Annotated in this window: 4 protein-coding genes, 2 tRNA genes and 4 rRNA genes; all 10 read right to left on the bottom strand. The window is 48.3% G+C overall.

The features are described 5' to 3' along the window. Window positions 1–166: 166 nt before the first annotated feature. Window positions 167–242: transfer RNA gene (locus ACUALS_RS01790), tRNA-Glu, on the bottom strand. Window positions 243–262: 20 nt separating this feature from the next. Continuing rightward, window positions 263–338 (bottom strand) — tRNA-Ala (locus ACUALS_RS01785). A 95-nt stretch (window positions 339–433) separates the two neighbouring features. Continuing rightward, window positions 434–1,985 (bottom strand): 16S ribosomal RNA (locus ACUALS_RS01780). A 318-nt stretch (window positions 1,986–2,303) separates the two neighbouring features. Continuing rightward, window positions 2,304–2,419 (bottom strand): 5S ribosomal RNA (gene rrf / locus ACUALS_RS01775). A gap of 90 nt (window positions 2,420–2,509) precedes the next feature. Continuing rightward, window positions 2,510–5,398: ribosomal RNA gene (locus tag ACUALS_RS01770) — 23S ribosomal RNA — on the bottom strand. Window positions 5,399–5,664: 266 nt separating this feature from the next. Beyond that, window positions 5,665–7,216 (bottom strand): 16S ribosomal RNA (locus tag ACUALS_RS01765). Together the 16S, 23S and 5S rRNA genes with 2 tRNA genes alongside form the textbook arrangement of a ribosomal RNA operon. 565 nt (window positions 7,217–7,781) lie before the next feature. Beyond that, complete coding sequence (locus tag ACUALS_RS01760; RefSeq protein ID WP_038139347.1) at window positions 7,782–8,561, bottom strand: phosphoadenylyl-sulfate reductase; 780 nt, start codon at window positions 8,559–8,561, stop codon at window positions 7,782–7,784. Next, a complete protein-coding gene (gene cysI / locus ACUALS_RS01755) occupies window positions 8,554–10,290 on the bottom strand; it encodes an assimilatory sulfite reductase (NADPH) hemoprotein subunit (RefSeq protein ID WP_454448733.1) in 1,737 nt (578 codons plus the stop codon). The genes ACUALS_RS01760 and cysI overlap by 8 nt, the downstream gene beginning before the upstream one ends. Next, a complete protein-coding gene (locus ACUALS_RS01750; protein WP_454448732.1) occupies window positions 10,290–12,155 on the bottom strand; it encodes an assimilatory sulfite reductase (NADPH) flavoprotein subunit in 1,866 nt (621 codons plus the stop codon). The genes cysI and ACUALS_RS01750 overlap by 1 nt, the downstream gene beginning before the upstream one ends. Window positions 12,156–12,282: 127 nt before the next feature. After that, window positions 12,283–12,513 carry a hypothetical protein gene (locus ACUALS_RS01745; RefSeq protein ID WP_005475948.1) on the bottom strand — a complete coding sequence of 77 codons (231 nt, stop codon included), beginning with the start codon at window positions 12,511–12,513 and terminating at the stop codon, window positions 12,283–12,285. Window positions 12,514–12,602: the final 89 nt, after the last annotated feature.

Raw genomic sequence — 12,602 nt, 5'->3', positions numbered from 1 at the left:
CAAGAACACTTGAATGTGTTTATTGGTGTTTGTCATAAAGACAAACATTGAGAACTTTACAATCAACAATAATTTGTTGATTTGTCAGCTTTCCAAATTGTTAAAGAGCTAATCACTTCTAAGAAGTAACCATTTTTAAAAGCACTATTAAAAATGCACTTAAAAATGGTATCCCGTAGGGGAGTCGAACCCCTGTTACCGCCGTGAAAGGGCGGTGTCCTAGGCCTCTAGACGAACGGGACACAGTAGGATGTAAAACTAGTGGTGGAGCTAATCGGGATCGAACCGATGACCTCTTCGCTGCCAGCGAAGCGCTCTCCCAGCTGAGCTATAGCCCCACATAAATTGCTTCAGCATTCTATGCAGAACCAATCCTTTGCTCTGAACTAAACCATGTCAATCTGTGTGAACACTCATCGCAATAATCATCGTATAAGGAGGTGATCCAGCGCCAGGTTCCCCTAGCGCTACCTTGTTACGACTTCACCCCAGTCATGAACCACAAAGTGGTGAGCGTCCCCCCGAAGGTTAAACTACCCACTTCTTTTGCAGCCCACTCCCATGGTGTGACGGGCGGTGTGTACAAGGCCCGGGAACGTATTCACCGTGGCATTCTGATCCACGATTACTAGCGATTCCGACTTCACGGAGTCGAGTTGCAGACTCCGATCCGGACTACGACGCACTTTTTGGGATTCGCTCACTCTCGCAAGTTGGCCGCCCTCTGTATGCGCCATTGTAGCACGTGTGTAGCCCTACTCGTAAGGGCCATGATGACTTGACGTCGTCCCCACCTTCCTCCGGTTTATCACCGGCAGTCTCCCTGGAGTTCCCACCCGAAGTGCTGGCAAACAAGGATAAGGGTTGCGCTCGTTGCGGGACTTAACCCAACATTTCACAACACGAGCTGACGACAGCCATGCAGCACCTGTCTCTCAGTTCCCGAAGGCACACTCGTATCTCTACAAGCTTCTGAGGATGTCAAGAGTAGGTAAGGTTCTTCGCGTTGCATCGAATTAAACCACATGCTCCACCGCTTGTGCGGGCCCCCGTCAATTCATTTGAGTTTTAATCTTGCGACCGTACTCCCCAGGCGGTCTACTTAACGCGTTAGCTCCGAAAGCCACGGCTCAAGGCCACAACCTCCAAGTAGACATCGTTTACGGCGTGGACTACCAGGGTATCTAATCCTGTTTGCTCCCCACGCTTTCGCATCTGAGTGTCAGTATCTGTCCAGGGGGCCGCCTTCGCCACCGGTATTCCTTCAGATCTCTACGCATTTCACCGCTACACCTGAAATTCTACCCCCCTCTACAGTACTCTAGTCTGCCAGTTTCAAATGCAATTCCGAGGTTGAGCCCCGGGCTTTCACATCTGACTTAACAAACCACCTGCATGCGCTTTACGCCCAGTAATTCCGATTAACGCTCGCACCCTCCGTATTACCGCGGCTGCTGGCACGGAGTTAGCCGGTGCTTCTTCTGCAGCTAACGTCAAACGAGCACGCTATTAACGTACCCGCCTTCCTCACTGCTGAAAGTACTTTACAACCCGAAGGCCTTCTTCATACACGCGGCATGGCTGCATCAGGCTTGCGCCCATTGTGCAATATTCCCCACTGCTGCCTCCCGTAGGAGTCTGGACCGTGTCTCAGTTCCAGTGTGGCTGATCATCCTCTCAGACCAGCTAGGGATCGTCGCCTTGGTGAGCCCTTACCTCACCAACTAGCTAATCCCACCTGGGCATATCCTGACGCGAGAGGCCCGAAGGTCCCCCTCTTTGAGCCGAAGCTATTATGCGGTATTAGCCATCGTTTCCAATGGTTATCCCCCACATCAGGGCAATTTCCCAGGCATTACTCACCCGTCCGCCGCTCGACGCCGTTATCGTTCCCCGAAGGTTCAGTTAACTCGTTTCCGCTCGACTTGCATGTGTTAGGCCTGCCGCCAGCGTTCAATCTGAGCCATGATCAAACTCTTCAATTTAAGATTTTGTTCGGCTCAATGAATACTGAACATTACATAAAGTAATGTTTGAATTGACTGTGCTGAATCCGAAGATTCAATGGTCACTTCGTTTCATTGAAACCTAATTTGATACCGAAGTATCTAATTGGATTATCATCAACGAGTGCCCACACAGATTGATAGGTTTATATTGTTAAAGAGCTTTGCTTTCAGTGCCTTAGCACTTAAGCAGGACGCGTATATTACGCGATTGACTGTTGAAGTCAACATAAAACTCTAAAATAATTTAGAACTTTATGGTGACTTGCTTAGTAAATAAGCAAAGTCAAAATTAAAGCCTGGCGATGTCCTACTCTCACATGGGGAAGCCCCACACTACCATCGGCGCTAATTCGTTTCACTTCTGAGTTCGGCATGGAATCAGGTGGGTCCAAATCGCTATGGTCGCCAAGCAAATTCTTTAATTCGGAAAGCTGTTTGTGCTCTCAAAACACAATCAAGTAATTCTTCTATTGAGTCCATCAAAACCCTTTGGGTGTTGTATGGTTAAGCCTCACGGGCAATTAGTACAGGTTAGCTCAATGCCTCACAGCACTTACACACCCTGCCTATCAACGTTCTAGTCTCGAACAACCCTTTAGGACCCTCAAGGGGTCAGGGAAGACTCATCTCAGGGCTCGCTTCCCGCTTAGATGCTTTCAGCGGTTATCGATTCCGAACTTAGCTACCGGGCAATGCGTCTGGCGACACAACCCGAACACCAGAGGTTCGTCCACTCCGGTCCTCTCGTACTAGGAGCAGCCCCCTTCAATCTTCCAACGCCCACGGCAGATAGGGACCGAACTGTCTCACGACGTTCTAAACCCAGCTCGCGTACCACTTTAAATGGCGAACAGCCATACCCTTGGGACCGACTTCAGCCCCAGGATGTGATGAGCCGACATCGAGGTGCCAAACACCGCCGTCGATATGAACTCTTGGGCGGTATCAGCCTGTTATCCCCGGAGTACCTTTTATCCGTTGAGCGATGGCCCTTCCATTCAGAACCACCGGATCACTATGACCTGCTTTCGCACCTGCTCGAATTGTCATTCTCGCAGTCAAGCGGGCTTATGCCATTGCACTAACCTCACGATGTCCAACCGTGATTAGCCCACCTTCGTGCTCCTCCGTTACTCTTTGGGAGGAGACCGCCCCAGTCAAACTACCCACCAGGCACTGTCCGCAACCCCGATAAGGGGTCAACGTTAGAACATCAACACTACAAGGGTGGTATTTCAAGGACGGCTCCACCGATACTGGCGTACCGGGTTCAAAGCCTCCCACCTATCCTACACATGTAGGGTCAATGTTCAGTGCCAAGCTGTAGTAAAGGTTCACGGGGTCTTTCCGTCTAGCCGCGGGTACACTGCATCTTCACAGCGATTTCAATTTCACTGAGTCTCGGGTGGAGACAGCGTGGCCATCATTACGCCATTCGTGCAGGTCGGAACTTACCCGACAAGGAATTTCGCTACCTTAGGACCGTTATAGTTACGGCCGCCGTTTACCGGGGCTTCGATCAAGAGCTTCGTGCAAGCACTAACCCCATCAATTAACCTTCCGGCACCGGGCAGGCGTCACACCGTATACGTCATCTTACGATTTTGCACAGTGCTGTGTTTTTAATAAACAGTTGCAGCCACCTGGTATCTGCGACTCTCAATAGCTCCATCCGCGAGGGACTTCACCGTCAAGAGCGTACCTTCTCCCGAAGTTACGGTACCATTTTGCCTAGTTCCTTCACCCGAGTTCTCTCAAGCGCCTTGGTATTCTCTACCCGACCACCTGTGTCGGTTTGGGGTACGATTCCTTACAATCTGAAGCTTAGAGGCTTTTCCTGGAAGCATGGCATCAATGACTTCACTACCGTAGTAGCTCGACGTCGTGTCTCAGCCTTAGAGAGAGCCGGATTTACCTAACTCTCAAGCCTACGCACTTGAACCTGGACAACCGTCGCCAGGCCCACCTAGCCTTCTCCGTCCCCCCATCGCAATTGTAAGAAGTACGGGAATATTAACCCGTTTCCCATCGACTACGCCTTTCGGCCTCGCCTTAGGGGTCGACTTACCCTGCCCCGATTAACGTTGGACAGGAACCCTTGGTCTTCCGGCGAGGAGGTTTTTCACCCCCTTTATCGTTACTCATGTCAGCATTCGCACTTCTGATACCTCCAGCAAGCTTTACAACTCACCTTCAACGGCTTACAGAACGCTCCCCTACCCAATGACTAAAAGTCATTGCCGCAGCTTCGGTTTATAGCTTAGCCCCGTTACATCTTCCGCGCAGGCCGACTCGACTAGTGAGCTATTACGCTTTCTTTAAATGATGGCTGCTTCTAAGCCAACATCCTAGCTGTCTAAGCCTTCCCACATCGTTTCCCACTTAGCTATAATTTGGGACCTTAGCTGGCGGTCTGGGTTGTTTCCCTCTCCACGACGGACGTTAGCACCCGCCGTGTGTCTCCCGGATAGTACTTACTGGTATTCGGAGTTTGCAAAGGGTTGGTAAGTCGGGATGACCCCCTAGCCTTAACAGTGCTCTACCCCCAGTAGTATTCGTCCGAGGCTCTACCTAAATAGATTTCGGGGAGAACCAGCTATCTCCAGGTTTGATTGGCCTTTCACCCCTAGCCACAAGTCATCCGCTAATTTTTCAACATTAGTCGGTTCGGTCCTCCAGTTGATGTTACTCAACCTTCAACCTGCCCATGGCTAGATCACCTGGTTTCGGGTCTATATCCAGCAACTCGACGCCCAGTTAAGACTCGGTTTCCCTACGGCTCCCCTAGATGGTTAACCTTGCTACTGAATATAAGTCGCTGACCCATTATACAAAAGGTACGCAGTCACACCACGAAGGTGCTCCTACTGCTTGTACGTACACGGTTTCAGGTTCTATTTCACTCCCCTCACAGGGGTTCTTTTCGCCTTTCCCTCACGGTACTGGTTCACTATCGGTCAGTCAGTAGTATTTAGCCTTGGAGGATGGTCCCCCCATATTCAGACAGGATATCACGTGTCCCGCCCTACTCGATTTCACTGAACACACATCGTCAACTACGGGACTATCACCCTGTATCGTCGGACTTTCCAGACCGTTCGTCTAACGCGTGTAAAGCTTAAGGGCTAGTCCAATTTCGCTCGCCGCTACTTTCGGAATCTCGGTTGATTTCTTTTCCTCGGGGTACTTAGATGTTTCAGTTCCCCCGGTTCGCCTCCTGCTGCTATGTATTCACAACAGGATACTTACTTATGTAAGTGGGTTTCCCCATTCGGAAATCCCAGACTCAAATGGTTTTTACTACCTAATCTGGGCTTATCGCAAGTTAATACGTCCTTCATCGCCTCTGACTGCCAAGGCATCCACCGTGTACGCTTAGTCACTTAACCATACAACCCCAAAGGGTCTTTGTTAGTAACCAAAGTTGTCTGCAATTTTTATACATGTGCAGACACGATTTTGCCGGACTCAAATTCCAAGAACACTTGAATGTGTTGTATTGGTGTTTGTCATAAAGACAAACATTGAGAACTTTACAATCAACAATAATTTGTTGATTTGTCAGCTTTCCAAATTGTTAAAGAGCAATAATAGCTCGAAGCTTACGCTTCAAAACCATCAATCTGTGTGAACACTCATCGCAATAATCATCGTATAAGGAGGTGATCCAGCGCCAGGTTCCCCTAGCGCTACCTTGTTACGACTTCACCCCAGTCATGAACCACAAAGTGGTGAGCGTCCCCCCGAAGGTTAAACTACCCACTTCTTTTGCAGCCCACTCCCATGGTGTGACGGGCGGTGTGTACAAGGCCCGGGAACGTATTCACCGTGGCATTCTGATCCACGATTACTAGCGATTCCGACTTCATGGAGTCGAGTTGCAGACTCCAATCCGGACTACGACGCACTTTTTGGGATTCGCTCACTCTCGCAAGTTGGCCGCCCTCTGTATGCGCCATTGTAGCACGTGTGTAGCCCTACTCGTAAGGGCCATGATGACTTGACGTCGTCCCCACCTTCCTCCGGTTTATCACCGGCAGTCTCCCTGGAGTTCCCACCCGAAGTGCTGGCAAACAAGGATAAGGGTTGCGCTCGTTGCGGGACTTAACCCAACATTTCACAACACGAGCTGACGACAGCCATGCAGCACCTGTCTCTCAGTTCCCGAAGGCACACTCGTATCTCTACAAGCTTCTGAGGATGTCAAGAGTAGGTAAGGTTCTTCGCGTTGCATCGAATTAAACCACATGCTCCACCGCTTGTGCGGGCCCCCGTCAATTCATTTGAGTTTTAATCTTGCGACCGTACTCCCCAGGCGGTCTACTTAACGCGTTAGCTCCGAAAGCCACGGCTCAAGGCCACAACCTCCAAGTAGACATCGTTTACGGCGTGGACTACCAGGGTATCTAATCCTGTTTGCTCCCCACGCTTTCGCATCTGAGTGTCAGTATCTGTCCAGGGGGCCGCCTTCGCCACCGGTATTCCTTCAGATCTCTACGCATTTCACCGCTACACCTGAAATTCTACCCCCCTCTACAGTACTCTAGTCTGCCAGTTTCAAATGCAATTCCGAGGTTGAGCCCCGGGCTTTCACATCTGACTTAACAAACCACCTGCATGCGCTTTACGCCCAGTAATTCCGATTAACGCTCGCACCCTCCGTATTACCGCGGCTGCTGGCACGGAGTTAGCCGGTGCTTCTTCTGCAGCTAACGTCAAATGATGCCGCTATTAACGACAACATCTTCCTCACTGCTGAAAGTACTTTACAACCCTAAGGCCTTCTTCATACACGCGGCATGGCTGCATCAGGCTTGCGCCCATTGTGCAATATTCCCCACTGCTGCCTCCCGTAGGAGTCTGGACCGTGTCTCAGTTCCAGTGTGGCTGATCATCCTCTCAGACCAGCTAGGGATCGTCGCCTTGGTGAGCCCTTACCTCACCAACTAGCTAATCCCACCTGGGCATATCCTGACGCGAGAGGCCCGAAGGTCCCCCTCTTTGAGCCGAAGCTATTATGCGGTATTAGCCATCGTTTCCAATGGTTATCCCCCACATCAGGGCAATTTCCCAGGCATTACTCACCCGTCCGCCGCTCGACGCCGTTATCGTCCCCCGAAGGTTCAGATAACTCGTTTCCGCTCGACTTGCATGTGTTAGGCCTGCCGCCAGCGTTCAATCTGAGCCATGATCAAACTCTTCAATTTAAGATTTTGTTCGGCTCAATGAATACTGAACATTACATAAGTAATGTTTGAATTGACTGTGCTGAATCCGAAGATTCAATGGTCACTTCGTTTCATTGAAACCTAATTTGAAGCTAAAGCTTCTAATTGGATTATCATCAACGAGTGCCCACACAGATTGATAGGTTTATATTGTCAAAGAGCTTTCTTCTTTGTGATTCGCATCACTTCAGAAGAGGCGGTCATTCTAGCGAGATAAAGTTTAGTGTCAACCACTTTTTTCAAACTTTTTTTCAAGCGTTACCGCTTGGCTAGTAAACCGCGCCGACTTCGCTTGAACCCTTATGAGCTCTTGCCCTGTCGACGAGGAGGCATTATAGAGATCGCGCTCACATTGGCAAGCGTTATTTTGAAAAAATTGCAGAAATAACGCTTAAACGCCGATTTTTCGCTCAAAGCCTTATTTACCCAACTTTACCCCTAGAAAGCAAACACAATACCCACAGAGTTATCCACATATCACCATTTTTAGCAAAAAGAAAAGGCCGCATTGCGGCCTTTCTTCATATATATAGAAGAGAATAAACTAGATACCCGAACCGTCTTGCTCGTTGCCATCATCCTCATGAAGTCCACACTCACGCTTTAAACCAAAGAAGCGAGTTTCCTCTTCACTCATTCCTGGCTCCCACTTCTTGGTTGTATGCGTATCACCTACCGACAGATAACCTTCATCACGCAGTGGGTGGTAAGGCAATCCATGCTCCTCTAGGTAGTAGTGAACATCTTTATTCGTCCAGTCGATTACAGGAAGGAATTTAAATACACCATTTTGAATCGATAGGATTGGCAAGCTGGCTCTAGATTTAGATTGCTCTCTACGTAGACCCGAAAACCAAGTCCCGACTTCTAGCTCATCTAAAGCCCGCCTCATTGGCTCTACTTTATTGAGCTTGTTGTATTTTTCAATTCCCTCTATACCTTGTTCCCACAACTGGCCATATCTCGCTTCTTGCCAATTCGCACTCTCTTTTGCTCGATAAACTTTTAGGTTGAGCGTGAGTTGCTCACTCAGTAGATCGATAAAGCGATATGTTTCTGGAAACAGGTAACCCGTATCTGTCAGAATCACGGGGATATCAGGTTTTTGCTGAGTGACCAGATGCAGCATAACCGCTGCTTGAATACCAAAACTCGACGATACAGCAAACCGACCTTCAAGATTTTCTAACGCCCAAGCTACTCGTTGCTGCGCGGTTAGCTGCTCTAACTCTGCATTAATTTGACCAAGCTGCAGTATTTGCTCTGTCTTAGTTAATGAGAGAAGCTCTGCTAACTTTGGTTTTGAAGCGATTGAATCAAGCATGCAAATCCCTCTTAGATACTTTGACTTCTTGAATGATGCCAGCACGGATAGCAAAATCACCAAATCCTTCGCCAGCTTCACGCTCTTTGGCCCAACGACCTACGAGTTGATCAATCTCTTCTAGTATCTGTTTATCTGTGATGTTCTCTTTATACATCTTCGGAATACGCGTACCGGCACGGTTACCTCCTAAATGAAGGTTGTAACGACCAGGCGCTTTACCTACTAAACCGATCTCAGCTAACATCGCACGGCCACAGCCATTTGGACAGCCAGTAACACGCAAGATAATGTTGTCTTCTTTAGGTAACCCGTGCTTCTCAAGGATGCCTTCTACATCAGTCACAAACTGAGGAAGGAAACGCTCAGCTTCTGCCATCGCGAGTGGACAAGTAGGAAATGCCACACATGCCATCGAGTTTTTGCGCTGCTCACTTACAGTGTCATCTATTAAGCCATGCTCGCGAGCAATTTTCTCAATCTTGGCTTTTTGGCTCTTAGCCACACCAGCAACAATTAAGTTCTGGTTTGCCGTCATACGGAAATCACCTTTATGGATTTTGGCAATTTCAGCGACACCTGTTTTGAGTGGTTTACCCGGGAAATCTAACAGTCGACCATTTTCGATAAACAACGCTAAGTGGTGTTTACCGTCGATGCCTTCTACCCAACCAATTCGATCACCACGATCGGTAAACTCGTATGGGCGACTCTCGCCAAACTTCACGCCTGCACGCTTCTCTACTTCCGCCTTAAATACATCAATACCAACACGGTCTAGAGTGTACTTAGTTTTAGCGTTCTTACGATTTGATCGGTTGCCCCAATCACGCTGAGTCGTCACAACCGCCGCAGCCACATCGAGTGTTTTATCTAGTGGGACAAAACCAAAGTCGTCAGCACGACGAGCGTAAGTTGATGTGTCACCATGAGTCATCGCCAATCCGCCACCCACTAAGACATTGAAGCCCACCAGCTTACCGTTCTCACCAATCGCGACAAAGTTAAGGTCGTTCGCATGTACATCCACATCATTTTGCGGAGGAATCACCACCGTCGTTTTGAACTTACGAGGAAGATAAGTTTTACCTAAGATCGGCTCATCATCGTCGGTGGTTTCTACTTTCTCGCCGTCTAGCCAGATTTCCGCATACGCTTTGGTTTTAGGTAGTAGATGCTCACTGATTTTCTTCGCCCATTCGTAAGCTTCTTGGTGCAACTCTGACTCAATCGGGTTAGTCGTACACAGTACGTTACGGTTTACGTCGCCAGCAGTCGCAATTGAGTCAATGCCAATGCTGTTTAGCGTTTGGTGCATTAGCTTGATATTTGGCTTAAGTACACCATGGAATTGAAACGTTTGGCGCGTTGTTAGACGGATACTGCCATAAAGCGAATGTTCGGTTGCAAACTTATCAATCGCCAACCACTGTTCAGGTTTAATAATACCGCCCGGCATACGTGCACGAAGCATCACGTTATGCAGTGGCTCTAGCTTTTGCTTAGCGCGCTCGTTACGAATATCGCGATCGTCTTGCTGATACATTCCGTGGAAACGAATGAGCTGGAAGTTATCCGTAGTAAAACCACCAGTGATCTTGTCTTGCAGATCTTGCTCTATGGTTCCGCGCAAAAAGTTGCTCTGCGTTTTAAGACGTTCGTTATCCGATAGCTTTCCTAACTCTTCACCGAGTACGACTTGCTTATTATTTTCAGTAGAAAAAGTCATTAGTACACATCCCTTTGATAACGTTTCGCTTTACGTAATTCATTGATAAATTCTTCTGCATCATCACGTGATAACTTGCCGTGCTGCTCGACAACATGAATCAAAGCTTCATGAACGTCTTTCGCCATACGTGTAGCATCGCCACAGACATAGATATAGGCACCATCTTGAAGCCACTGCCACACTTGCTCAGCATTTTCTAAGATACGATGTTGGACATAGACTTTCTCTGCTTGGTCGCGGCTAAAGGCTACATCTAGGCGATTTAACAAACCTGATTTCAGATACTTTTGCCACTCAACTTGATACAAGAAATCTTGCGTAAAGGTACGGTCACCAAAGAACAACCAGTTCTTGCCTTCTGCTTCACGATTGTCGCGCTCTTGAATAAAGCTGCGGAAAGGAGCAATACCAGTACCTGGACCAATCATGATGACTGGAGTGTTATCATCTTGCGGTAGCTTAAAGTTATTGTTGTTTTCAACAAACACTTTCACTTCGCCACCTTCTTCCAAGCGCTGAGCTAAAAAGCTTGAAGCGCCACCATAGCGTTTTTCATCACCCTTATCGTATTCAACCAAGCCAACGGTCAGATGGACTTCTTCATCAACTTCTGTCTGGCTCGATGCAATGGAGTACAGGCGAGGAGTTAAACGGCGCAACAAACCTATGAGTTCATCCGCAGAGAGTTTGGTTTTCTTTTCAGAAAGGACATCTACTACCTGAGTATTACTTGCGTACTCACGCAGTTTGTCTTTGTCTTCCACCAGCTTTTCTAGCTTCTTGCTACCCGATAGCTCAGCAAACTTAGCCACCAATTGTGGGTTCGCCGCGGTGATTTCGAACTTACTCACCAACGCGCTGTGAATAGAGAGGCTTTCACCGTCAACTTCGACACTTTCAACGCCAGATAAACCAACCTTACCGAGAATGGCATTGGCAAGCTCAGAGCTGTTGTCAAACCAAACCCCTAATGCATCACCCGGTTGGTACGTCAGACCTGAATCCGTCAGGTCGATTTCTACGTGGCGAACATCCTTACCTGAGTCACGGCCTGTAATTTTTTGGCTAGTTAACAAGGTCGCAGTATATGGATTTTGCTTATTGTACTGAGAGTGCCCCGCAGCCGCTTGACCAACAGGTAGTTGAACCACATCCGCTTCTTGACCAGAGGCGAGATCGTCTTTGACGGTTTCAAGAGCTTTCGCACGCCACTCTGCTGCTGGCACGTCGTAGTCCACATCACAATCAATACGATCAATAAATGCACTAGCGCCCTGCTTCGCCAGATAGGCGTCAAAGTCTTTGCCCGTTTGACAGAAAAATTCGTAACTCGAATCACCTAAACCAATAACACCATATTTCAGATTTGGCAGCTTAGGCGCTTTCTTGGATTGCAAAAACTCATGCAGCTCTATGGCATTATCAGGCGCTTCGCCCTCACCATTGGTTGATGCCACGATAATAACGTGCGTTTCTTTCGCTAAGTTCTTACCTTTGTAATCACTGGCGTCAAACAGCGCGACGTCAATACCTTGAGCCTTCGCTTCTTGCTCTAACTGCTCAGCAACACCCTTAGCATTCCCCGTTTGAGAAGCAAAAATGATGGTCAGTTTGCCAGCCGGTTTCGCTGCTACAGCTGCCGCGGCTTGATTAATTGGAGCAGCTGCACCCGTTGTTTGAGGCTGAGCCTGCGATAATCCCCAAAAATACCCGCTTACCCATGCAAGCTGCTGTGAGGAAAGACCGGATACGGTTTGTTGAAGAGAGCCAAGCTGCTGGTCATTGAGTGGAGCAGCGATGGCAGGTAATTCTTGCTGAGAAGGCCCGTTGTTAGTAGAGGACTCTTTCTTATTTAAAGACATGGTCACGACATCCCTATTCATTGCGTGATGATAGATTAACCACTCTCTTTAATAACAAGAAAGAATAGAAGTGAATGTTTTATAACTTTTGGAATTAAAGGATTAAAGCAGAGAGGCGTTTGTATCTTTATTTGGCTTCGATTCTTACTTGTTGAAAACCCACCGCCATGGCAGATTTAGACGCCAAATCGAGGTCGATGTACTGACACTCCTCTCCGTGAGAGTCGGTCAACAGCACAAAGCCGCCCCGGGCGTGACGAAACTCCACAATCCAAGCGCCCTCTTGAGCCGAAGGTTCAATGATGGCCTCCACCAATTTGTTTTCCCTGTATAGATTCCTTAGCTCAGTAATCGTCATGAGGTTCCTTTCTCTATCGGACACAAAACTCCTAGAGTAAGAATGGTAGAAAGCGTCGAAAGTGCGAACAAATAACGTTCAATATAATC

This window comes from Vibrio sp. NH-7 (genome assembly GCF_053643215.1).
Note: the sequence above shows the minus strand (reverse complement) of the source record. Positions and strands in the feature narration are given on the sequence as shown.